The 23,298-nt window shown below is 69.8% G+C and carries 19 protein-coding genes and 3 pseudogenes; 14 read left to right on the plus strand and 8 right to left on the minus strand.

Annotated elements, in window-relative coordinates; all coding sequences use genetic code 11:
- Window positions 1–45 precede the first annotated feature (45 nt).
- A complete protein-coding gene (locus tag ACQ86L_RS18355; RefSeq protein ID WP_434316675.1) occupies window positions 46–1,074 on the plus strand; it encodes a hypothetical protein in 1,029 nt (342 codons plus the stop codon).
- A gap of 64 nt (window positions 1,075–1,138) precedes the next feature.
- Here the strand turns inward: ACQ86L_RS18355 and ACQ86L_RS18360 are convergent, their stop codons facing one another.
- From ACQ86L_RS18360 to ACQ86L_RS18380, 5 genes are all read right to left on the minus strand, one after another.
- A complete protein-coding gene (locus ACQ86L_RS18360) occupies window positions 1,139–1,900 on the minus strand; it encodes a succinate dehydrogenase iron-sulfur subunit (RefSeq protein ID WP_345836804.1) in 762 nt (253 codons plus the stop codon).
- Entirely contained in the window at window positions 1,900–3,702 is a 1,803-nt protein-coding gene (gene sdhA, locus ACQ86L_RS18365; protein WP_345836803.1) for a succinate dehydrogenase flavoprotein subunit, read from the minus strand. Before sdhA ends, ACQ86L_RS18360 begins: the two co-directional genes overlap by 1 nt.
- Window positions 3,703–3,724: 22 nt before the next feature.
- A complete protein-coding gene (locus ACQ86L_RS18370) occupies window positions 3,725–4,168 on the minus strand; it encodes a succinate dehydrogenase hydrophobic membrane anchor subunit (RefSeq protein WP_434316676.1) in 444 nt (147 codons plus the stop codon).
- 1 nt (window position 4,169) lies between these two features.
- On the minus strand, window positions 4,170–4,586 hold the full coding sequence (sdhC, locus tag ACQ86L_RS18375) for a succinate dehydrogenase, cytochrome b556 subunit (protein ID WP_185278297.1): 417 nt from the start codon (window positions 4,584–4,586) through the stop codon (window positions 4,170–4,172).
- Window positions 4,587–4,723: 137 nt separating this feature from the next.
- The gene (locus ACQ86L_RS18380) at window positions 4,724–5,845 is read right to left on the minus strand and encodes a mannose-1-phosphate guanylyltransferase (RefSeq protein WP_434316677.1); all 1,122 of its coding nucleotides are present in this window, start codon (window positions 5,843–5,845) and stop codon (window positions 4,724–4,726) included.
- A gap of 74 nt (window positions 5,846–5,919) precedes the next feature.
- Here ACQ86L_RS18380 and ACQ86L_RS18385 point away from each other — a divergent pair.
- The 11 genes and pseudogenes from ACQ86L_RS18385 to ACQ86L_RS18435 all read left to right on the plus strand — a co-directional run bounded on the left by ACQ86L_RS18385 (window position 5,920) and on the right by ACQ86L_RS18435 (window position 17,660).
- A pseudogene (locus tag ACQ86L_RS18385) lies at window positions 5,920–7,090 on the plus strand (glycosyltransferase family 4 protein).
- 67 nt (window positions 7,091–7,157) lie between these two features.
- Window positions 7,158–8,294 (plus strand): magnesium and cobalt transport protein CorA, encoded by a 1,137-nt coding sequence (locus tag ACQ86L_RS18390; protein ID WP_434316678.1) that lies wholly within the window; start codon window positions 7,158–7,160, stop codon window positions 8,292–8,294.
- Between the two features lie 163 nt (window positions 8,295–8,457).
- Window positions 8,458–9,540 (plus strand): BMP family lipoprotein, encoded by a 1,083-nt coding sequence (locus ACQ86L_RS18395; protein ID WP_434316679.1) that lies wholly within the window; start codon window positions 8,458–8,460, stop codon window positions 9,538–9,540.
- A 231-nt stretch (window positions 9,541–9,771) separates the two neighbouring features.
- Window positions 9,772–11,291, plus strand: a pseudogene (locus ACQ86L_RS18400) (ABC transporter ATP-binding protein).
- On the plus strand, window positions 11,288–12,595 hold the full coding sequence (locus ACQ86L_RS18405) for an ABC transporter permease (protein WP_434316680.1): 1,308 nt from the start codon (window positions 11,288–11,290) through the stop codon (window positions 12,593–12,595). The pseudogene ACQ86L_RS18400 and the gene ACQ86L_RS18405 overlap by 4 nt, the downstream one beginning before the upstream one ends.
- The gene (locus ACQ86L_RS18410) at window positions 12,592–13,881 is read left to right on the plus strand and encodes an ABC transporter permease (protein ID WP_434316681.1); all 1,290 of its coding nucleotides are present in this window, start codon (window positions 12,592–12,594) and stop codon (window positions 13,879–13,881) included. The genes ACQ86L_RS18405 and ACQ86L_RS18410 overlap by 4 nt, the downstream gene beginning before the upstream one ends.
- Window positions 13,878–14,311: pseudogene (locus ACQ86L_RS18415) on the plus strand (cytidine deaminase). Before ACQ86L_RS18410 ends, ACQ86L_RS18415 begins: the two are co-directional and overlap by 4 nt.
- A gap of 34 nt (window positions 14,312–14,345) precedes the next feature.
- Window positions 14,346–15,650, plus strand: coding sequence for a thymidine phosphorylase (locus ACQ86L_RS18420; RefSeq protein WP_434316682.1), 1,305 nt, complete (start codon window positions 14,346–14,348; stop codon window positions 15,648–15,650).
- 102 nt (window positions 15,651–15,752) lie between these two features.
- Entirely contained in the window at window positions 15,753–16,874 is a 1,122-nt protein-coding gene (locus tag ACQ86L_RS18425; protein WP_434316683.1) for an adenosine deaminase, read from the plus strand.
- 155 nt (window positions 16,875–17,029) lie between these two features.
- Complete coding sequence (locus tag ACQ86L_RS18430) at window positions 17,030–17,359, plus strand: PTS sugar transporter subunit IIA (RefSeq protein ID WP_434316684.1); 330 nt, start codon at window positions 17,030–17,032, stop codon at window positions 17,357–17,359.
- A gap of 28 nt (window positions 17,360–17,387) precedes the next feature.
- Window positions 17,388–17,660, plus strand: coding sequence for a PTS sugar transporter subunit IIB (locus ACQ86L_RS18435; protein ID WP_345836785.1), 273 nt, complete (start codon window positions 17,388–17,390; stop codon window positions 17,658–17,660).
- A gap of 24 nt (window positions 17,661–17,684) precedes the next feature.
- Here the strand turns inward: ACQ86L_RS18435 and ACQ86L_RS18440 are convergent, their stop codons facing one another.
- Complete coding sequence (locus tag ACQ86L_RS18440) at window positions 17,685–17,996, minus strand: ArsR/SmtB family transcription factor (protein WP_434316685.1); 312 nt, start codon at window positions 17,994–17,996, stop codon at window positions 17,685–17,687.
- A gap of 51 nt (window positions 17,997–18,047) precedes the next feature.
- Here ACQ86L_RS18440 and ACQ86L_RS18445 point away from each other — a divergent pair, with 51 nt between their 5' ends.
- On the plus strand, window positions 18,048–19,256 hold the full coding sequence (locus tag ACQ86L_RS18445) for an MFS transporter (protein ID WP_434316686.1): 1,209 nt from the start codon (window positions 18,048–18,050) through the stop codon (window positions 19,254–19,256).
- Here ACQ86L_RS18445 and ACQ86L_RS18450 read toward each other — a convergent pair.
- The gene (locus tag ACQ86L_RS18450) at window positions 19,246–20,946 is read right to left on the minus strand and encodes a phospho-sugar mutase (protein ID WP_434316687.1); all 1,701 of its coding nucleotides are present in this window, start codon (window positions 20,944–20,946) and stop codon (window positions 19,246–19,248) included. The genes ACQ86L_RS18445 and ACQ86L_RS18450 overlap by 11 nt on opposite strands.
- Entirely contained in the window at window positions 20,943–21,776 is an 834-nt protein-coding gene (locus ACQ86L_RS18455) for a purine-nucleoside phosphorylase (RefSeq protein ID WP_434316688.1), read from the minus strand. The genes ACQ86L_RS18450 and ACQ86L_RS18455 overlap by 4 nt, the downstream gene beginning before the upstream one ends.
- An 85-nt stretch (window positions 21,777–21,861) precedes the next feature.
- On the opposite strand from ACQ86L_RS18455, the gene ACQ86L_RS18460 reads away from it, so the two are divergent.
- Window positions 21,862–23,298, plus strand: coding sequence for an NAD(P)H-quinone dehydrogenase (locus ACQ86L_RS18460; RefSeq protein WP_434316689.1), 1,437 nt, complete (start codon window positions 21,862–21,864; stop codon window positions 23,296–23,298).

Here is a 23,298-nt window from a genome sequence, read left to right on the forward strand (position 1 = left end):
TGCTAAGATTGGGGTCGAATATTTCACCGATTTGAAAGTGAATGCATGAACGACTCGAAAGACGAAACCCCTCATCTGATCTCGCGGCGTACTGTCGCCAAGACCGCCGCGTGGGCGGCCCCGGCAATCGCCCTGGCGGCGGCGTCGCCGGCTCACGCCGCCTCGTCGGGCGAGGTCGCGATGATCCTGTTCGACGAGCCCTCGTATGAGGTGCCGCCCCTCGGCACCATCACGATCACAGGGACGCTGGTCCCTGCCAAGGGGTCGAAGGTTCCCGCCGACATCAAGTTCAACGTGAACTTCCCCGGGGCGACCGGCTTCTACGGCACCCCGCCGGTCGTGACGGGCACCACCTTCTCGATGACGGTGACGGCCTATTCGAACGCGACGACGGCGACCCTGCGGGTGTCGTCCTCGAACCACCCGGAATACACGCCGGCCACCACCACGGTGACCGTCGCCAAGGCCGGCGCGATCCTCGTCGGCCAGCCGTCCTACGACGTCCCGCAGGACGGTGTCATCTCCGTGAAGGGGACCCTGCAGGCCCCGCAGGGCGGAACCCTCCCCGACGACATCACGCTGGTCGCCTCCACCACCGACGGATTCACCGTGCTCATCCAGCCCGTCGTGACGGACAACACGTACGAGCTGGTCGTCAGGGGAGACTCGGCGCCCGGCGCCACGGGGACCGTCACCGTCTCCAGCTCCAACCACCCCGCCTACACGCCGGGCACAGCGGTGCTGACGGCCGTGGCCGGCGACGTCGCCACTGGGGGGCCGAAGCTCGTCTGGGACGAGCACGCGTTCGTTGCTCCCGGGGGCGCGCCGACCGTGATCACCGGAAAGATCATCCTGCCGCCCGGGATGACGTCACTGCCGGCCGGCTTCACGCTCGTCGTCCAGTCTGCGACCGAAACGTGGAAGGTCCTCGGGAACCCGGTGATCACCGGTCCCGACACCTTCTCGGTGACCGTGTCGGGACCGACCGGTCGCCCCGCGATGTGCATCATGCTGGTCCTCAGCCCCTCGCACCCCGAGTTCCGTGGCGCCTTGGCCTACGTGACGAACTTCTAAGTAGCGGGCGAACGACGAAGGCGCCCCCGGGAGACCGGGGCGCCTTCGTCGTGACAGCGGAAGCTCAGACCTTGCCGCGCATGATGGCCTGCTTGACCTCGGCGATGGCCTGGGTCACCTGGATGCCGCGGGGGCAGGCGTCGGTGCAGTTGAAGGTCGTGCGGCAGCGCCAGACGCCCTCCTTGTCGTTGAGGATGTCGAGCCGCACCTGCGAGTTGTCGTCGCGCGAGTCGAAGATGAAGCGGTGCGCGTTGACGATCGCCGCCGGGCCGAAGTACTGGCCGTCCGTCCAGAACACCGGGCAGGACGACGTGCACGCGGCGCAGAGGATGCACTTCGTGGTGTCGTCGAAGCGGGCGCGGTCGGCGACCGACTGGACGCGCTCCTTGCCCTTCTCCGGCTTCGAGTTGGCGACCAGGAACGGCTGCACCTCGCGGTAGCTCGCGAAGAACGGCTCCATGTCGACGATGAGGTCCTTCTCCAGCGGCAGGCCCTTGATCGCCTCGACGTAGATCGGCTTGGAGATGTCCAGGTCCTTGATCAGCGTCTTGCAGGCGAGGCGGTTGCGGCCGTTGATGCGCATCGCGTCCGAGCCGCAGATGCCGTGGGCGCACGAGCGGCGGAACGTGAGCGAGCCGTCCTGCTCCCACTTGATCTTGTGCAGGGCGTCGAGGATGCGGTCGGTCGGGTAGAGCTCCACGTCGAAGTCCTGCCAGCGCGGCTCGGTGTCCACGTCCGGGTCGAACCGGCGGATGATGAGCGTCACGGTGAACGACTGGATCGGGGCCTCGGGGGCCGGGGGAGTCTCGAGCACGGCGCTGGACATCAGTACTTCCTCTCCATCGGCTGGTAGCGGGTCACGACGACCGGCTTCCAATCGAGCGTGATGTGGTCTGCCGCGTCGGCGGAGTGCGGGTCGCCGGTGAGGTAGGCCATCGTGTGCTGCATGTAGTTCTCGTCGTCGCGCTTGGGGTAGTCGTCGCGCATGTGACCGCCGCGCGACTCCTTGCGGTTGCGGGCCGAGAACACGACGACCTCGGCGAGGTCGAGCAGGAAGCCCAGCTCGACAGCCTCCAGGAGGTCGGTGTTGAAGCGCTTGCCCTTGTCCTGCACCACGATGTTCTTGTAGCGCTCGCGCAGGCGGTGGATGGTGCCGGTGACCTTCTCGAGCGACTCGTCGGTGCGGAACACCTGGGCGTTCCGGTCCATCTCGTCCTGCAGCTCCTTGCGGATGGCGGCGATGCGCTCGGTGCCCGTGCCGTTGCGGAGCCCGTCGATCATGTCGCGGACGGCCTTGGCCGGGTCCGCCGGCAGTGGGACGGCCGTGGCGGTCTTGACGTACTCGACTGCGTTGTTGCCGGCGCGCTTGCCGAACACGTTGATGTCGAGCAGCGAGTTGGTGCCGAGGCGGTTGGAGCCGTGCACCGACACGCAGGCGCACTCGCCGGCGGCGTAGAGGCCGGGGACGACGGTGGTGTTGTCGCGCAGCACCTCGGCGTTGTTGTTGGTCGGGATGCCGCCCATCGCGTAGTGCGCGGTCGGCATGACCGGGACCGGCTCGACCACGGGGTCGACGCCGAGGTAGGTGCGGGCGAACTCGGTGATGTCGGGGAGCTTGGTCTCCAGCACCTCCGCGCCCAGGTGGGTGCAGTCGAGGAGGACGTAGTCCTTGTGCGGGCCGGCGCCGCGGCCCTCCGCGACCTCCTGGACCATGCAGCGCGCGACGATGTCGCGCGGCGCGAGGTCCTTGATGGTCGGGGCGTAGCGCTCCATGAACCGCTCGCCCGAGGCGTTGCGGAGGATCGCGCCCTCGCCGCGGGCGCCCTCGGTGAGGAGGATGCCGAGGCCGGCGAGGCCGGTCGGGTGGAACTGGAAGAACTCCATGTCCTCCAGCGGGAGCTTCTTGCGCCAGATGATGCCGACGCCGTCACCGGTGAGGGTGTGGGCGTTGGAGGTCGTCTTGTAGATCTTGCCGAAGCCGCCGGTCGCGAAGACGATCGCCTTCGAGTGGAAGACGTGCAGCTCGCCGGTCGCCAGCTCGTAAGCGACGACGCCGGCCGGCTGGTCGACGCCGTCGACCTCGTTCATGATCACGTCGAGGACGTAGAACTCGTTGAAGAAGTTGATGCCGAGCTTGACGCAGTTCTGGAACAGCGTCTGCAGGATCATGTGGCCCGTGCGGTCGGCCGCGTAGCAGGCCCGGCGGACCGGGGCCTTGCCGTGGTCGCGCGTGTGGCCGCCGAAGCGCCGCTGGTCGATCTTGCCCTCGGGCGTGCGGTTGAACGGCAGGCCCATGTTCTCGAGGTCGATGACCGCGTCGATGGCCTCCTTGGCGAGGATCTCCGCCGCGTCCTGGTCGACCAGGTAGTCGCCGCCCTTGACGGTGTCGAAGGTGTGCCACTCCCAGCTGTCCTCCTCCACGTTGGCGAGCGCTGCGGCCATGCCGCCCTGCGCCGCGCCGGTGTGGGAGCGGGTGGGGTAGAGCTTCGAGATCACCGCGGTCTTCGCGTGCGGGCCCGCCTCGATCGCGGCGCGCATGCCGGCGCCGCCTGCGCCGACGATGACGATGTCGAACTCGTGGTAGTGGACGCCGTCGATGACGGTGGATTCAGTGGTTTCAGTTGTCACAGCGTTGGTTTCCGTCAATCAGTCACTTGGCCGGGCAGAACGAAGGCAGGTCGGCCGCGTGGGCGCCCGCCGGGCACGGGTCGAAGGTGAAGATCACGAGCGTGCCGAGCACGATGAGCACGACGACCGCCGCCAGGACCGCCCACTTGAGGATGCGGTTGACCATGACGTTGTGCGCGTAGTCGTTGATCAGCGTGCGCATGCCGTTGCCGCCGTGGATGAGCGCGAGCCAGAGCATGAGCAGGTCCCAGACCTGCCAGAACGGCGTGGCGTACTTGCCGGCGACGAAGGCGAAGTCGATCTGCTTGACGCCGTCGCCGAGGACGAGGTTGATCAGCAGGTGGCCGAAGATGAGGATCACCAGCACGAGGCCGGAGGCCCGCATGTAGATCCAGCCCCACTTCTCCCAGTTGACGCCCTTGCGGGCCGGACGGGCCGGCGTGCGCGGAGCCTCGATGGTCGTCACGTCAGTTCACCTCCGAGAAGATGTGGATGAGCTGGGTCGGCACGAAGCCGGCCATGAGGATCACCCAGAGGACGATGACGATCCAGAACATGACCTTCTGGTACTTGACGCCCTTGCTCCAGAAGTCGATCAGGATGATCCGGATGCCGTTGAAGGCGTGGAAGATGATCGCCGCGACGAGCGCCATCTCACCGAATCCCATGATCGGGTTCTTGTAAGTGCCGATCACCGCGTTGTACGCCTCGGGGCTGACCCGGATGAGCGAGGTGTCGAGGATGTGGACGAGAAGGAAGAAGAAGATGGCGACGCCGGTGATGCGGTGAAGCACCCACGACCACATGCCCTCACGGCCGCGGTACAGCGTGCCGCCCGGCCTCGACTTCGTCGGTTGCAGGGTCCCTGCCGCTTGCTCTGGCACGAACAACCCTCCCTGGTTGCGATCGCTGAAAGTAGGCGCACGAAGCGCGTGGCAAGTCTATGCCGCGGGGCGCGCGAGCGCTGCTTAGGGTGACCTTGGTTATCTCGACGTCGAGATAAATGGGGCGCGTCCGCGGCTCAGAGCACGTCGGTCGAGCCGGTGACCTTGAGCGCGTCCACCACCGACTTCACCCGTTGAGCGTTGTCCGTCGTCGTGACCAGCAGCGCGTCGGGCGTGTCGACGATGACGATGTCCTTCACGCCGATCAGGCTGATGACGCGCTTGGTCTGGCTGACGACGATGCCGCTCGAGGCGTCCGCGAGCACGCGGGCGTTCTCGCCGAGGATGGCGAGGTCCGTGGTGCGGCCGCCGGAGTTCAGCTTGGAGAGCGAGGCGAAGTCGCCCACGTCGTCCCAGTCGAAGTAGCCGGGGATGACCGCGAGCCTGCCGGCGGCCGCGGCGGGCTCGGCGACGGAGTAGTCGATCGCGATCTTCTCCAGCTTCGGCCAGATCCGGTCGACGGCGGGGCCGCGGGTGGCCGGGTCGTCCCAGGCCTCCGCGAGCTCGAGCAGCCCGGCGAGGAGCGCCGGCTTGCTGCGCCCGATCTCCTCCAGGAGCAGGTCGGCGCGGGCGATGAACATGCCCGCGTTCCAGAGGTATGAGCCGCTGTCGAGGTAGCTCTCGGCGGTCGGCAGGTCGGGCTTCTCCACGAACGCCTGGACCGCGAGCGCGCTCGGGGCGCCGGTCACGGTCAGCTCGCCGCCGCAGCGGATGTAGCCGAACCCGACGGCGGGCTCGGTCGGCTTGATCCCGATGGTCGTGATGTAGCCGGCGTCGGCGGCCGCGACGGCCTCCTTCACGGTGGAGGCGAACAGCCGATGATTGCGGATGACGTGATCGGCGGCGAACGACCCGATCACGACACCGGGCTCGCGGCGCTGCAGGATGGCCGCGGCCAGGCCGATGGCGGCGGTGGAGTCCCGCGGCTCGGACTCGAGGACCACGTTGGCGTCGGCCAGCGCGGGGAGCTGCGCCTCCACGGCGGCCCGGTGGGCGCGTCCGGTGACGACCATGATCCGCTGCTCGCCGGAGATGGGGGCGAGCCGGTCCCAGGTGTCCCGCAGCAGGGTCTGCCCCGACCCGGTCAGGTCGTGCAGGAACTTGGGGGCGTCCGCCCGCGACAACGGCCAGAGCCGGGAGCCGATCCCGCCCGCCGGGATGATGCTGTAGAACCGGTCGAGCGCGCCAGGGGAAGTCATGACGAAAGGATAGCGAGCGGTTCTGGACACCTTCCGTTCACGGTCGGGACATTCCCCGCCGCGACACTGAGGTCATGCGGGTCGCCGTCGTCAGCGAGAGCTTCCTCCCCACAGTGAACGGGGTGACCACCAGCGTCCTCCGGGTGCTCGATCATCTGGCCGCGGAGGGCCACGAAGCGATCGTCATCTGTCCGGAGGCCGGGGCGCCGGAGGAGTACGCGGGGTACCGCATCCACCAGGTGCCCTCCATCGCGTACCGGCAGTTCCCGGTCGGGCTGCCCAGCCCTCAGGTGCAGCGGATCCTCGCCCGGTTCGAGCCGGACGTGCTGCATGCGGCCTCTCCCTTCTTCCTGGGGGCGCAGGCCATCGCCGCCGCCAACCGGGTCGGCGTGCCCTCGGTCGCCATCTATCAGACCGACGTCGCCGGATTCGCGCGCCGCAACGGGCTCGGGATGACCGCCGCCATCGCCTGGAAGTACGTGCGCTGGGTGCACGAGGGCGCCGATGTCACCCTCGTCCCCTCGTCGGCCAGCGAGTACGACCTCCGCCAGGCCGGGGTCCGCCGGCTGGCCCGCTGGGGGCGCGGCGTGGACCTGGAGCGGTATCACCCGAACAACCGGCGCACGGCCGACGCCGTCGCCCTCCGGGAGCGGCTCTCGCCGGACGGGGAGGTCGTCGTCGGCTACGTCGGCCGGATCGCGCCGGAGAAGCAGGTCGAGCGGCTGCGCGTGCTGCGCGGGGTGCCGGGGGTCTCGGTCGCGATCGTCGGGGACGGCCCGGCCCGGGAGGCCGTCGAGCGGCAGCTCCACGGCGTCCCGACCACCTGGCTCGGCCGGCTCGGGGGAGCCGACCTCGCCGCCGCCTACGCGGCCTTCGACGTGTTCGTCCACACCGGCTCCGAGGAGACGTTCGGGCGAGACGGTGCAGGAGGCGCACGCTTCCGGCCTGCCGGTGGTCGCGCCGCGCGCCGGCGGCCCGATCGACCTCGTCGAGCACGGCGTCGACGGGCTCCTCTTCCCTCCGGCCGACGACCGCGGACTGCGCGCCGCCGTCTCGATGCTCGCCGCCGACGCGCCGCTGCGGCTGCGGATGGGGGAGGCCGGTCGCCGGCGTGTGCTCGGCCGCGGCTGGGACGTGCTCTGCTCCGAGCTCGTCGGGCACTACGAGCAGGTCATCCTCGACGCCTGCACCGGCGTCCGCCGCGCTGGGGCCGAGCGCACCGGCGGGCTGCGCGCGTACAGTTAGGTGGCGCTGCCGCCCGGGTCGCCGGGCGCCGGCCACCTCACTTTTTCCGCGCACCAGGAGGTGAACCTTGGCGAACCTGAACCGACGCGGCATCCCGATGCCCTTCGTGTCCCGAGCCCGGCGGGCCGATCCTCCCAGTTCGCCTGAGCCCGTCCTGACCGAGCCGCGGGCCGCCGCCTCCCGGTCGAGCATGGTGGACAGCGCGATCTACGCCGACGGCGTGCGGGTCGCCTCGCCGCGCAGCCTGGCCGAGACCTACCGCGCGCTGGACGACACCCCGGGCGGCGTGGCCTGGATCGGGCTGTACCGGCCGACCGAGCAGGAGCTGATGTCGCTGGCGGAGGAGTTCAGCCTCCACCCGCTGGCGATCGAGGACGCGATCGTCGCCCACCAGCGCCCCAAGCTGGAGCGGTACGACTCCGTGCTGTTCGTCGTGCTGAAGGCGGCCAGCTACCTCGACGTGCCGGAAGAGGTCGACTTCGGCGAGCTGCACCTCTTCGTCGGGCCGAACTTCGTCATCACGGTGCGGCACAGCGAGTCGCCCGACCTGTCCACGGTCCGCCACCGGATGGAGCGCGAGCGCGACCTCCTCGCGCTCGGCCCGCAGGCCATCCTCTACGCGATCATCGACGCCGTCGTGGACGCGTACAGCCCGGTCGTCGCCGGGCTCGCCAACGACATCGACGAGATCGAGACGCAGGTCTTCGGCGGCGACGTGCTGGTGTCCCGCCGCATCTACGAGCTGTCGCGGGAGGTCATCGACTTCCAGCGGGCCACGCACCCGCTGTCGTCGGTGATGGTCGCGCTGGAGCGCGGCTCGGCGAAGTACGGCGTCACCGAGGAGCTGGAGCGGCGCCTGCGCGACGTGGCCGACCACCTCACGCAGGTCAACGAGCGGGTGGACGGCTTCCGCTACCTGCTGCGCGACATCCTGACGGTGAACTCGACGCTGGTCTCCGAACGGCAGAACGAGGAGATGACGCGGCTGGCGCACTCCACGCACCGGCAGGGCGAGGAGGTCAAGAAGATCTCCTCGTGGGCGGCCATCCTCTTCGCACCGACGCTGATCGCCGGCATCTACGGGATGAACTTCCACAACATGCCGGAACTGGCATGGCCGCTCGGGTATCCGCTGGCGGTGCTCGCGATGGTGGGGTTGAGCACGCTGCTGTACGTGGTGTTCAAGAAGCGCGGGTGGATGTAGCGGGCCGCTTGCTCAAATGAGCAGTCGCCAACCGCGCGCGCGTTTGTAACGCTTGCATGAAGAAGCCGGATTTTCGATCAGAGCCGTTCGTCACATTCGGTAACGTGCAATGCATACACTGGCCGTCCGGCACCCGAGGCGGCCTGCATCTTGGAGGACAACCTTGACAATCACAGCTCGTAAGGCCGGCCTCGTCGGCCTTGCGGTGACCGGCGTCGTCGCGCTGCTCGCCGCGTGCTCGGCTGCCCCGTCGTCGACCTCGACGACCGGTGCGGCGAACAGCAAATTCCTGCCCTGCATGGTCTCCGACTCGGGCGGATTCGACGACCACTCGTTCAACCAGCTCGGCTACGAGGGCCTCCAGCAGGCCGCGGGCACCCTTGGTGTCAAGTACAACAAGGCCGAGTCGAAGAGCGAGAACGACTTCGCTCCGAACATCCAGAGCATGGTCGACGCCAACTGCAACCTCATCGTGACGGTCGGCTTCCTGCTTGCCGACGCCACCAAGAAGGCTGCCGCGGCGAACCCGGACGTCTCCTTCGCGATCATCGACGACAGCTCGATCACCGCGAAGAACGTCAAGCCGATCATCTTCGACACCGCGCAGGCCGCCTTCCTGGCCGGCTACGCCGCGGCGAGCTACTCGAAGACCGGCATCGTCGGCACCTTCGGCGGCATGCAGATCCCGACCGTCACCATCTTCATGGACGGCTACGCGGACGGCGTGAAGTACTACAACCAGCAGAAGGGCAAGAACGTCAAGGTCGTCGGCTGGGACGTCGACAAGCAGAACGGCTCCTTCACCGGTGGCTTCGACGCCAACGAGACCGCGAAGAACACCGCTCAGGGCGTCATCGACCAGAACGCGGACGTCATCATGCCCGTCGGCGGCCCGATCTACCAGTCGGCCGCGCAGGCCATCCGCGACTCGGGCAAGCCGATCGCGATGATCGGCGTCGACGCCGACGTCTACCAGTCCGACCCCACCGTGAAGGACCTGCTCCTCACCTCGGTGATGAAGGGCATGAAGCCGGCCACCAACGACGTGGTCACCCAGGCCGCGAAGGGCAAGTTCGACAGCACGCCGTACGTCGGCACGCTGAAGAACGACGGCGTCGGCCTCGCTCCGTTCCACGACTTCGCGTCGAAGGTGAACTCGGGCCTGCAGGGCGAGATCGACAAGATCAAGGCCGGCATCATCGACGGCTCGATCAAGGTCACCTCGCCGTCGTCGCCGAAGCAGTAACCGGCGCGGACGAACACTCGACGGGGAGGTCAGCGCACGCTGGCCTCCCCGTCGCACGTCCACCGCACGCCCGGCCGCACCTTGTCCCGGACGCTCGTTTGAGCACACACTGACATATGCGCAGAAAGGTAGTGTGAGGATGCGCAGCGCGGCCACCAGCGGTCTTCGCGTGCCACCCCCCTCACTAAGCTCTGTGCTCCCCCCGGGCGAGTAGAGAAGGAACCCACCCGAATGAAGCTCGAACTTCGCGGCATCACCAAACGGTTCGGTGCCCTGGTCGCGAACGACCACATCGATCTGGCCGTCGAACCCGGCGAGATCCACTGTCTGCTCGGCGAGAACGGCGCAGGCAAGTCCACCCTGATGAACGTGCTCTACGGCCTCTACCAGGCCGACGAGGGCGAGATCCTGCTGGACGACGTCGTCCAGCACTTCGCGGGCCCCGGCGACGCGATGAAGGCCGGCATCGGGATGGTCCACCAGCACTTCATGCTCATCCCCGTCTTCACGGTCGCGGAGAACGTCATGCTCGGCCACGAGCAGACCAAGCTCGGCGGCCGCCTCGACCTGAACGCGGCGCGTGCGAAGGTGCGCGAGATCTCGGCCAGGTTCGGCTTCCACGTCGACCCGGACGCCCTCGTGGAAGACCTCCCGGTCGGCGTCCAGCAGCGCGTCGAGATCATCAAGGCGCTGTCGCAGAACGCCAAGGTGCTGGTCTTCGACGAGCCCACCGCCGTGCTGACCCCGCAGGAGACCGACGAGCTGATGGCGATCATGCGCCAACTCAAGGAGCAGGGCACCGCGATCGTCTTCATCACCCACAAGCTGCGCGAAGTGCGCGAGGTCGCGGACCGCATCACGGTCATCCGCCTCGGCAAGGTGGTCGGCGAGACCGAGCCCACCGCGACGAACGCCGAGATGGCCTCCATGATGGTCGGCCGCGCCGTGTCGCTGACGGTCGAGAAGGAGCAGGCGAACCCGGGGGAGCCCGCGCTGGTCGTCACGGACCTCTCGGTCATCGACCCGATCGGCCAGCTCGTCGTCAACAAAGTGAGCTTCGAGGTCCGGGCGGGGAGATCCTCGCGATCGCCGGCGTGCAGGGCAACGGCCAGACCGAGCTGACCGAGGCCATCCTCGGCCTCCAGCCGCGCGTCGAGGGCCGGATCCTGCTCGACGGCACGGAGATCCAGGGCCACAGCCCGCGCAAGGTGCTCGACGCCGGCGTCGGCTTCGTGCCGGAGGACCGCAACGAGGACGGCCTGGTCGGCGAGTTCAGCATCCAGGAGAACCTGATGCTCGACCGCTCGACCGGGGCGCCGTTCGTCAAGGGCGGCAGCATCCAGTTCTCCTACCTCAAGCAGTTCGCCGAGGAGAAGGTGTCCGAGTTCGACGTGCGCACCCAGTCGATCGACCAGAAGGTCGGCCGGCTCTCCGGCGGCAACGCGCAGAAGGTCGTGCTCGCCCGCGAGCTGAGTCGCGAGCTGCGGCTGTTCGTCGCCGCGCAGCCGACCCGCGGCCTCGACGTCGGATCGATCGAGTTCGTGCACAAGCGCATCGTCGCCACCCGCGACGCGGGCGTGCCCGTGATCGTGGTCTCCACCGAGCTCGACGAGGTGGCGGCGCTCGCCGACCGCATCGCGGTGATGTACCGCGGAGGCATCGTAGGAATCGTGCCGGGGGACACGTCGCGTGACGTCCTCGGCCTCATGATGGCCGGCGAGTCGCCGGAGCAGGCAGGAGCAGCAGCATGACCGGGACCCCGACGCCCAGCCAGCCGGTGGCGACGCCCGAGCCCGCGCGGCCGGGACAGCCGGTGCAGCCGGGTCGGCCCGCGGCGAAGCCGGAGCACGACGACCGCTGGAGCAAGGCGGTCCGCGACATCATGGGCGGCCCGGTGATCATCTCCGTGCTGGCCGTCGTGCTGGCGCTCATCGTCGGAGGAATCCTGATCGCGCTCACCGACCCGGCAGTGCAGAAGGCGTCTGCGTACTTCTTCGCCCGGCCCGGCGACACCCTCTCCGCGATCTGGACGTCCGTCTCCAACGCGTACACCTCGATGTTCCAGGGCTCGATCTACAACTTCGGTCGGCCGACCTTCGCCGCGGGCATCCGCCCGCTGACCGAGACGCTGACCTTCGCGACCCCGCTGATCGTCGCCGGCCTCGGCGTCGCGCTGGCGTTCCGCGTCGGCCTGTTCAACATCGGTGGTCAGGGACAGCTCCTGATCGGCGCGGCGGCCGCCGCCTGGGTCGGTTTCTCGTTCGACCTGCCCCCGGTCATCCACCTGGTCGTGGCCGTGCTCGCGGGCATCGCGGGCGCTGCGGTCTGGGCCGGCATCGTCGGCCTCCTCAAGGCGAGGACGGGCGCGCACGAGGTGATCGTGACGATCATGCTCAACTACATCGCGTTCTACCTGATCTCCTACATGCTGCGCACCAAGGGCCTACTGCAGGCTCCCGGGTCGAACAACCCGAAGGCGCCGCCGATCCACGGCAACGCGGTTCTGCCTCCGCTGCTCGGCGTGCAGTACAACCTGACCTGGGCGTTCGTGCTCGTCATCGCGGCGACGGTGTTCGTCTGGTGGCTGATCAACCGCTCCAGCCTCGGCTTCCGCTTCCGCGCGGTCGGCGAGAACCCGAACGCCGCACGCGTCGCCGGCATCAACGTCAAGAACATCTACGTCTACGCGATGCTGCTCGCCGGCGCCCTCGTCGGCGTCGCGGGTGCGAGCCAGGCGCTCGGCGTCTTCCCGGCCGGCATCAGCTCGGGTGTGGACGCGGGAATCGGCTTCGACGCGATCACCGTCGCGCTGCTCGGCCGGTCCCGGCCGTGGGGCGTCTTCGTCGCCGGTCTGCTGTTCGGCGCGCTCAAGGCCGGCGGCTACACGATCCAGGCCGGGGGCATCCCGATCGACATCGTGCTCATCATGCAGTCCCTCATCGTGCTCTTCGTCGCCGCGCCGCCGCTGGTGCGCGCGATCTTCCGCCTCCCGACGCCGGGGAGCGCGCCCCGGAGACAGCGTCCCATCGTCTCGAAGGAGGTGGCGGCCAAGTGACCACCGCAGCCCCCGTCATTCCCGACTCCTCGCCCATCGTCCTGGAGAAGGCCGAGGTCCGGTCCTGGAAGGCGCCGATCGCCCTCGCCGTCTTCGTGGTGATCAGCATCGTGCTGTTCTTCGGCTTCGCCCGGCACGGCCAGAGCACCTTCCGGTTCTCGGAGGCGTCCGACGCCGTCAAGCTGCCGAACCTGACCGTCGACACCTTCACGACGACGACCGTCGTCACGATCCTGCTGGTCCTGATCACCGCCTACAGCGCCTGGCTGTCGTGGAAGGTGCGCAAGACGCCGATCTGGTTGGTCATCGTCTACGCGCTGCTGTTCATGTTCGCGTTCCTCGCCTGGGCCGGCTCCGGCCAGCTCCCGGTGCCGGTCACCGGCCTGCTGCTGGGCACGATCAGCCTCTCGGTCCCGCTCGTGTTCGGCGCCCTCGGCGGCGTCATCTCCGAGCGCGGCGGCGTGGTCAACGTGGCCATCGAGGGGCAGCTCCTCGCCGGCGCGTTCGTCTCGGCTATGACTGCCTCGATCACCGGGAGCTGGCTGGTCGGCCTGTTCGCCGCGATGGTCGCCGGTGTGCTCGTCTCCTTCGTGCTCGCCGCGTTCTCGATCAAGTACCTGGTGGACCAGGTGATCGTGGGCGTGGTGCTGAACGTGCTGGTCACCGGCCTCACGAGCTTCCTCTACTCCGCGGTGCTCGCGGGCAACCCGCAGATGCTGAACCACCCGCCGCGCCTGCCGGACTGGCCCATCCCGATCCTCAGCGACATCCCGGTCATCGGCAAGGTGCTGTTCGACCAGACGATCATCGAGTACCTGATGTACGTCGCGATCTTCCTGGTCTGGTTCGGGCTGTTCAAGACCCGCTGGGGCCTGCGCCTGCGCTCGGTCGGCGAGCACCCGGAGGCCGCGGACACCGTCGGCATCAACGTCAACGGCACCCGGTTCTGGAACGTCTCCCTCGCCGGAGCCGTCGCCGGGCTCGGCGGCGCGTACTTCACGCTCGGCTCGGTGGGCGCGTTCTCCAAGGAGATGACCGCGGGCCAGGGCTTCATCGCCCTCGCGGCCGTCATCTTCGGACGTTGGGACCCGATCCGCGCGACCCTCGCCGCGCTGCTGTTCGGCTTCGCCACCAACCTTCAGAACGTGCTCGGCATCATCGGCTCGCCGGTCCCGAGCGAGTTCATGCTGATGCTGCCGTACGTGGTCACGATCTTCGCGGTCGCCGGCCTCGTCGGGGTGTCCCGCGCCCTGGCCGCCGACGGCAAGCCGTACATCAAGTCATGACCGACGCGATCGACTGGCCGGCGCTGCGTGCCGCCGCGAACGAGGCGATGACGCACGCCTACGTGCCGTACTCGCAGTTCCCGGTCGGCGCCGCGGCGCTGGTCGACGACGGCCGCGTCGTCAGTGGCTGCAACGTCGAGAACGCCAGCTACGGCATCACCCTGTGCGCCGAGTGCGGCCTGGTGTCGTCGCTCGCGATGACCGGGGAGGACGGCTCGTCGCGTTCACCTGCGTGAACGGCGACGGCGACACCCTGATGCCGTGCGGCCGCTGCCGCCAGCTCCTGTACGAGCACTCGGCGGAGGGGATGCTGCTGGAGACGGTCTCCGGCATCCGGACCATCGACGAGGTGCTGCCCGACGCGTTCGGGCCGCGCCAGCTCGCCGCCTACGCGGAGGAGCACGGCGCCGCCGAGCGCGACGCCGACTGACCGAACCACCACCGAGCAAGAGGGTTACATCTTCGTGAGCACCGCAGGAGCGGTCGAGGCGTTCGACGCCGTCGACCTGATCAGGACCAAGCGCGACCGTGGCGAGCTGACCACGGCGGAGATCGACTGGCTGGTGGACGCGTACACGCGCGGCTACGTCGGCGACGAGCAGATGTCGGCGATGACGATGGCGATCTTCCTGAACGGGATGACCCGGCGCGAGATCCGGGACCTCACCCTGGCCATGATCGCGTCGGGCGAGCGGATGGACTTCTCCGGCCTCGGCAAGCCGACGGCCGACAAGCACTCCACGGGCGGCGTCGGCGACAAGATCACCCTGCCGCTGATGCCCCTGGTGGCGTCGTTCGGCGTCGCGGTGCCGCAGCTCTCCGGGCGCGGCCTCGGCCACACCGGGGGCACGCTCGACAAGCTGGAGAGCATCCCGGGCTGGCGCGCGAACCTCAGCAACGAGGAGATGATCGCCCAGCTCCGCGGCCCGGGCGGCGTGATCTGCGCCGCCGGCTCCGGGCTCGCGCCCGCCGACGGCAAGCTCTACGCGCTGCGCGACATCACGGGGACCGTCGAGGCCATCCCGCTGATCGCGTCCTCCATCATGTCCAAGAAGATCGCGGAGGGCACCGGCGCCCTGGTGCTCGACGTCAAGTTCGGCTCGGGCGCCTTCCTCAAGGACATCGACAAGTCCCGCGAGCTCGCCCGCACCATGGTGGAGCTCGGCAAGGACGCGGGGGTCGCGACGTCCGCCCTCCTCACCGACATGAACGTGCCGCTCGGCCTCGCCATCGGCAACGCCAACGAGGTGCGCGAGTCGGTCGAGGTGCTCGCCGGCGGCGGCCCGGCCGACATCGTCGAGCTGACCGTGGCCCTGGCCCGCGAGATGCTGACGCTCGCCGGGCAGCCGGACGCCGACGTGGAGGCCGCGCTGAAGGACGGCCGCGCGATGGACAAGTGGCGGGAGACCGTGCGCGCACAGGGCGGCGACCCGGACGCTGCGCTGCCGGTCGCCCGCGAGACGCACACCGTCGTCGCCGAGTCGGACGGGGTGCTCGTGGAGCAGCAGGCGCTGCCGTTCGGCATCGCCGCCTGGCGGCTCGGCGCGGGCCGCGCCCGCAAGCAGGACCCCGTGCAGCACGCCGCCGGGGTCGACCTGCACGCCAAGCCGGGGGACGAGGTGCGCGCGGGCCAGCCGCTGTTCACGCTGTCCGCCGACGAGCCGGCCCGCTTCGAGCGTGCGCTGGAGGCGCTGGAGGGTGCGTACCGCATCGCGCCGCTCGGGACGCCGTTCACGCGGACCCCGCTCGTCGCCGAGCGCATCGGCTAGCGCCGAAGCGGCGCAAAGTGGGGCCGAAACCCGCGAGACGGCGGATTATGCGCCGCTTCGACGACTGTCTGCGGGAGTACGCAGGCCAGTAGATTGAGAGACATGAGCTTGAACGAGAACAGCAGCTACACGCTCGCCGACGGGACCGACATCCGGGCGCTGCCCAAGGTGTCCCTGCACGACCACCTGGACGGCGGCCTGCGGCCCTCGACGGTGCTGGAGCTCGCGGACGGCATCGGCCTCCAGCTCCCGGCCGACGACCCGGTGAAGCTCGGCGCCTGGTTCGCTGAGAAGTCCAACTCGGGCTCGCTGGTCGAATACCTCAAGACCTTCGACCTCACCACCGCGGTGATGCAGACGCGCGAGGGCCTCAGCCGCGTCGCCCGCGAGTTCGTGCAGGACCTCGGCGCCGACGGCGTCGTGTACGGCGAGATCCGCTGGGCGCCCGAGCAGCACCTCACCCGCGGCCTCACGCTCGACGAGACCGTGGAGGCCGTGCAGGAGGGCCTGGAGCAGGGCATCGAGGACGTGCGCGCCGCCGGCGGCCGCATCCGCGTGGGCCAGCTCGTCAGCGCCATGCGCCACACCGACCGCAGCCTGGAGATCGCCGAGCTGGCCGTGCGCCACCGCGACCGCGGCGCCGTCGGCTTCGACATCGCCGGTCCCGAGGCGGGCTTCCCGCCCTCGAACCACAAGGCGGCGTTCGACTACCTCGCGTCGCAGTTCTTCCCCGCCACCGTTCACGCGGGGGAGGCGGACGGGCTCGACAGCATCCGCAGCGCCCTCCTCGACGGGCGCGCCCTGCGCCTCGGCCACGGCGTGCGCCTGGCGGAGGACATCACGATCGAGCGCCAGGACGACGAGAACACCTACGTGACCCTCGGCACGCTCTCGCAGTGGGTGAAGGACCGCGAGATCGCGCTGGAGACGAGCCCGACATCCAACCTGCAGACCGGCGCGATCGCGGCGTGGGGCGACGACATCCTCGACCACCCGTTCGACCTGCTGTACCAGCTCGGCTTCCGCGTCACGGTCAACACCGACAACCGGCTGATGAGCGGCACGACGCTGACGCGCGAGCTCAGCATCCTCGCCGACGCGTTCTCGTACGACCTCACCGACCTGGAGATCTTCCAGCTCAACGCCGCGGCGGGGGCCTTCCTCCCGGTCGAGCAGCGTGAGGAACTGGCCGAGATCATCACAGCAGGTTTCGAGGGTTCGTGACCCGCTAACGCGTACGCTGGACCCATGCCGCTGCCACCGTTGCCCGCCACCGCTGTGACCGTCGGAGCCCACGCGTCCGACTGGCGCGACGCGGTCGAACTCGCGGGGAGGCGCTGGCGCGCTCCGGCGCGACGGAGGAGTCCTACGGCGCGCGGATGATCCAGGTGATCGAGGAGTTCGGCGCGTACATCGTGATCGCGCCGGGCCTCGCCCTGGCGCACGCGCGGCCCGGGCCGGACGTGAACCGCGACGGGCTGTCGGTGGTCACGCTGGACGACCCCGTGGTGTTCGGCCACCCGCACAACGACCCGGTGTCCGTCGTCATCGGCCTCGCCGTGACGTCCCCGGAGGCGCACGTGTCCAGCGTGGCCGAGCTGGCGAACGTCTTCAACGACCCCGACGCCATCCCGGCGCTGGCCGCCGCGGGCGACGTCGCGGAGGTGCAGCGCATCCTCACGCTCAGCGAAGAGGAGGCGGCGCGATGACGACGGCCGGGACGACGGGGACGACCCTGTGAAGATCGTCGCGATCTGCGGCGCCGGGATCGGCACCTCCGGCATCCTGAAGGTGAACGCCGAGCGCGTGCTCGACCGCCTCGGCTTGGATGCGGACGTGACCGCCGCGGACGTCGCGAGCGTGGCCTCCGCGTCGAGCGACGCACAGATCATCCTCACGTCGCCCGAGCTGGTCGACCGGCTCGGTCCGACCAACGCGGACGTCATCGTCGTGCAGAACTACTTCGACCTCGACGAGCTGGAGCAGAAGCTGGACGAGGCGCTGGGCTGAGCGACCGGGCGGCTGGGTCCGGAGTCAGCCGGCCGAGTCGCTGAGCAGGGCGGCGATCAGCCCCGGGAAGCGCTTGTCGAGCTCCGTGCGCCGGAGCTGGATGTCGTGGGTGCGGCCGTTCACGATCGTGTTCGTGAGTCCGGCCTCGCGCAGCGTCTTGAAGTGGTGCGCCATCGTCGACTTCTGCACGTCGAAGCCCCACTCGGTGAGCGCCTTGGGGTGCGGCTCGCCGTCGGCGAGCACTCGCACGATCTGCAGCCGCACCGGGTCTCCGACGGCCCGGAGCAGGTCCACGAGCTGGACCTCGTCCATCGGCGGGGAGGGATATTCCGTCATGACGCACCCAATTGTTTGACAATCATCGAACAATCGCCGTACTCTAACCGTATGACGATCATCGAACAATCGTACCGCAGAACCACGCCGGCGCTCGTGGTCCTCGCGCTGGGCCTCTTCGTCGTCGGGACGAACGCCTTCGTCATCGCCGGCCTGCTGCCGCAGATCGCCGCGTCGCTCGGGACCTCGCCCACGGCTGTCAGCGTGTCGATCACCTCCTACTCGCTCGTCGTCGCGGTCGCCGCGCCCGCCATCTCGATCCTGCTCCCGCGGGTGCCGCGGTCGCTGCTGATGGCGACGGGCCTGGCGGTCTTCGCCCTCGGGACCGCGGTCGCCGCCCAGGCCCCCGACCTCGGCTGGTTCATCGCGGGCCGGACCTTCTCCGGGATCGGCGGCGCCGCGCTGGTGCCGACCGCGACAGCCGCCGCCGCTGCGCTCGCGCCGGCGGAGAAGCGCGGCCGTGCCCTCGCGCTCGTGGGCGCAGGCTTCACGCTCGCCACGGCGGTCGGCTCACCGCTCGGGACCGCGCTCGGCGGCGTCGCGGGCTGGCGCTTCGCGCTGTGGTCGGTCGTGGCCATCGGCGCTGTACTGGCCGCGCTGATCCCCGTGCTCGTGCGAGCGGTCCCGCTCGCCCCGCAGGCCACGCTGCGGCGCAGGCTGGCCGCCCTCGCCGATCTCCGCGTGCTGGCGCTGCTCGCGACCACCGTCTTCATGATCGCGGGGTTCAACATCGTCTACATCTTCTCCGCCAGCGTGACGCGGGCGTCCACCGGAGGCGCCGGGCCGCTGCTCGCGGCGCTGCTCCTGGCCTACGGCGTCGCGGGTGTCATCGGCAACGTCGTGGCCGGCCCGCTGACCGACCGCTTCGGCAGCCGCGGGGTCGCGGCCGTCGCGCTCCTGGGCCAGGTGGCCGCGCTCGTCGTACTCCCGTTCGTGGAGGCGTCGTTCGCCGCCTCGCTCGCGGTCTTCGCACTCTGGGGCGTCGCCGCGTTCGCCATGGCCATCCCGGTCCAGCACCGCCTCGTCCACCTGGATCCCGGCTCCTCGGCGCTCGTGCTCTCGTGGTACTCGACGGCCATGTACATCGGCATCGCGATCGCACCCCCGATCGGCACTCTCGCCCTCGGAGCAGGCGGGGCGGAGGCCGTGCCGTTCGCGGGCGCGGCTGTGACGCTGGTGGCGCTTGCGGCGTTCCTGGTCGGTCACGGCGCGCGTGCAGGGGTACGGCCCGCGGCGGCGCGGCCCGACCCTACTGCGTGAGCGCGCGCATCGCGTCGGCGAGGGCGGCCACGCGCGCTGTCGCGGTGGCGCGGCGTGTGGGCACGTCCCCCTGGTCGCTGGAGGCGTCGATGTAGATCTTGAGCTTGGGCTCGGTGCCGCTCGGGCGGACCATGACGCGCGAGCCGTCCGCGAGGACGATGCGGAGGACGTCGCTCGGGGGCAGCGCGCCGAAGCCGTCGCGGAGGTCGTCGATGTGGTCGACGGCCACGTCGCCCAGGCGGCTCGGCGGGGTCGAGCGCAGCGCGGCCATGATCTCGCCGATGCGGGACAGGTCGGTGACCCGGATCGAGATCTGATCGCTGGCGAAGTAGCCGAAGCGCTCCGCGAACGCGTCCAGATGGTCCGCGATCGTGCGGCCGGAGGCGGCGAGCTCGTTCGCGAGGTCGAGGAACGCCGTCGCGGCCGAGATGCCGTCCTTGTCGCGGATGGTCTGCGGGTTGACGAGGTAGCCGAGCGCCTCCTCGAAACCGTAGATCAGGCCGGGGGCGCGGGAGACCCACTTGAACCCGGTGAGCGTGTCGGCGAAATCGAGGTGGTAGGCGGCCGCGACGGCCGCCAGGGCCGGTGACGAGACGATCGAGCAGGCGAGGGCGCCGAAAGCCGCCCCGGCGGTCGATGTCCGCTCGGCGAGGTCCGCGGCGCGCCAGCCGAGCAGGGCGCCGACCTCGTTGCCGCTGAGCCGGCGGAAGCCGTCGGCCGAGTCGTCCGGGATGGCCACGGCCAGCCGGTCCGCGTCGGGGTCGTTCGCGATGATCAGGTCCACGCCTGCGGCGCGCCCGGTCGCGTAGGACAGGTCCATCGCTCCCGGCTCCTCGGGGTTCGGGAACGACACAGTCGGGAACGCGGGATCGGGATCGCGCTGTTCGGCCACCACGACGGGGGTGGAGAAGCCGACGCGCTGGAACACGGCCTCCGCGGTGCGCCAGCCGACGCCGTGCATCGCGGTGTACGCGAACGTGACGGCGTCGCGCGGGGAGGTCGTGGTCGCGACAGCGGCGGTGGCCTCGATGTAGGCGGCCTCCACGTCGGCCGTCGCGATCTCGAACTGCTCCGAGCGCGGGAGGTCGCCGATGTCGCCGCGCGCGACCTCCAGGATGTGCGCCTCGATCTCGGCGTCCGTCGGCGAGACGATCTGCGAGCCGTGGTTCTCCCCGCCCAGGTACACCTTGTAGCCGTTGTCCTGCGGCGGGTTGTGGCTCGCCGTGACCATGACGCCCGCACTGACGTCGAGGTGCCGCACGGCGAACGCCAGCACCGGGGTCGGCAGCAGCCGGGGGAGCAGGACCGCGCGCACACCGGCGCCGGCCATCAACTCGGCGGTGTCGCGCGCGAAGACGTCGGAGTTCTTGCGGCCGTCGTAGCCGATGACGACGGACGGCTGGGCGCCCTCGGCGTGCTCCAGGAGCCAGCGGGCGAACCCGGCCGCGGCCTGGGAGACCAGCACGCGGTTCATCCGGTTGGGGCCGGCCTCGATCCGGCCGCGGAGCCCGGCGGTGCCGAACTCCAGGCGGGTGTCGAAGCGCGCGTGGAGGTCGTCGACCGCCTCCGCCGAGCCCGCCTCGGCGGCCACGATCAGCGAGTCGAGCTCGGCGCGGGTCTCCGGGTCCGGATCCTGCGCGAGCCAGGCGCGTGCGTCCTCGAGGAGCCGAGGCGTGTCCTGTGGGGTCACAGCGCCTCCACGATCCGGGCGAGCAGGGCGCTGATCACCGGCTCGGCCTCCCGGCCGGCGTCGATGACCTCCTGGTGGCTGAGCGGGGTCTTCTGGATGCCCGCGGCGAGGTTGGTGACGAGCGACATGCCGAGGATCTCCATGCCGGCCTGGCGGGCGGCGATGGCCTCCAGCGCGGTCGACATGCCGACGATGTGGCCGCCGATCGCCTTGGCCATCTGCACCTCGGCCGGGGTCTCGTAGTGCGGTCCGCGGAATTGCGTGTACACGCCCTCGTCCAGGCTCGGGTCGATGGTCTTCGCGAGCTCGCGCAGCCGCTTCGAGTAGAGGTCGGTGAGGTCGATGAAGGTCGCGCCCTCCAGCGGGGAGTCCGCCGTCAGGTTGATGTGGTCGCTGATCAGGACGGGCGTCCCCGGCTTCCAGTGCTCCTTGATGCCGCCCGCGCCGTTGGTGAGAACCATCGTGGTCGCGCCGGCGGCCGCGGCGGTGCGGACGCTGTGCACGACCCGGCGGACGCCGTGGCCTTCGTAGTAGTGGGTGCGCGCGCCGATGACGAGCGCGTGCTTGCCGTTGGGGAGGCGGAGCGAGCGCAGCGTGCCGGCGTGGCCCTCCAGCGCCGGCTTGCTGAAGCCGAGGATCTCGTGAGCCGGGATGACGGCGACGGTCTCGCCGATCAGGTCGGCGGCCTTGCCCCAGCCGCTGCCGAGGGTGAGGGCGATGTCGTGCTTCTCGACGCCGGTCTTCTCGGCGAGCTGCTGCGCCGCCTGCCTGGCGACCTCGAACGGGTCGGCCGCGGGGTCGTCGAGCGGATTCTGGGTGGTTTCGAGCATGAGGCAACTCTACTGAGCGGCACCGCGCGGTACAGCGTCGGCCGGCGTGCGCATCCGTGTACCGGGATACGGAAGAATAAGCAGCATGGCCTATGAATTCGAGCGCAAGCAGCGCATCGCCGTCCTCGGCGGAGGACCCGGCGGGTACGAGGCGGCGCTCGCCGGCGCGCAGCTCGGCGCGGACGTCACGCTCGTGGAGCGCTCCGGTGTCGGCGGCTCGGCCGTCATCACCGACGTGGTGCCCTCCAAGAGCCTCATCGCCACCGCGGAGGCCACCAACTCCATCGCCGAGGCCACCGACCTCGGCGTCCAGTTCTTCTCCCGCGGCGAGACCGGCAAGCCGGTCCGGCCCGAGATCGCCGTCAACCTCGCCGCCGTCAACAAGCGCCTGATGGGCCTCGCCCGCCAGCAGTCGGAGGACATGCGCGCCGAGCTCGTCCGCGCGGGCGTGCGCATCATCACCGGCGAGGGCCGCCTCGACGGGGACGGGGCGATCATCGTCTCGACCGGGACGGGCGCGTCCGGCACCGACTTCGACCGGGTGGAGGCCGACACCTTCGTGATCGCGGTCGGCGCGAGCCCGCGCATCCTGTCCTCCGCCGAGCCGGACGGGGAGCGCATCCTCACCTGGACCCAGCTCTACGACCTCGCCACCGTGCCGGAGCACCTGATCGTGGTCGGGTCCGGCGTCACCGGCGCGGAGTTCGCGTCCGCGTACACCGCGCTCGGCTCGAAGGTCACGCTCATCTCGTCGCGCGACCAGGTCCTCCCGGGCGAGGACGCGGACGCCGCGAGCGTCATCGAGAACGTCTTCCGGCGCAACGGCATGCAGGTGCTGTCCAAGTCGCGCGCCGAGTCGGTGGTCCGCACCGAGAAGGGCGTCGTCGCGACGCTGACAGACGGACGGACCGTGGAGGGCAGCCACTGTCTGATGGCCGTCGGCTCCATCCCGAACACCGCGGGCATCGGCCTGGAGGAGGCGGGCGTTCAGCTCACGCCGTCCGGCCACATCCGGGTCAACCGGGTCGCGCGCACGTCCATCCCGAACATCTACGCGGCCGGCGACTGCTCCGACCTGCTGCCGCTGGCCTCCGTCGCCTCGATGCAGGGGCGCACGGCCGTCTTCCACGCGATGGGCGACGCGGTGAACCCGATCGAGCTGCGCAACGTCACCTCGAACATCTTCACCCAGCCGGAGATCGCGACCGTCGGCTGGAACCAGAAGCAGATCGAGGAGGGCATCGCGCAGGGGGACATCTACAAGCTCCCGCTGAAGTCCAACCCGCGCGCCAAGATGCTCGGCATCCGCGACGGCTTCGTGAAGCTGTTCGCGCGAACGGGTTCGGGTACTGTGATCGGCGGCGTGATCGTCGCGCCGCGGGCCTCCGAGCTGATCTTCCCGCTCGCACTGGCGGTGGAGCACCGGCTGACGGTGGACCAGGTGGCGAGGGCGTTCACGGTGTACCCGTCGCTCTCCGGATCGATCTCGGACGCCGCGCGGGCGATGCACATCGTGCTCTAG

Origin of the sequence: Leifsonia sp. P73, from assembly GCF_051059105.1 — a bacterium.
In the GTDB taxonomy this organism is placed as follows: domain Bacteria; phylum Actinomycetota; class Actinomycetes; order Actinomycetales; family Microbacteriaceae; genus Leifsonia.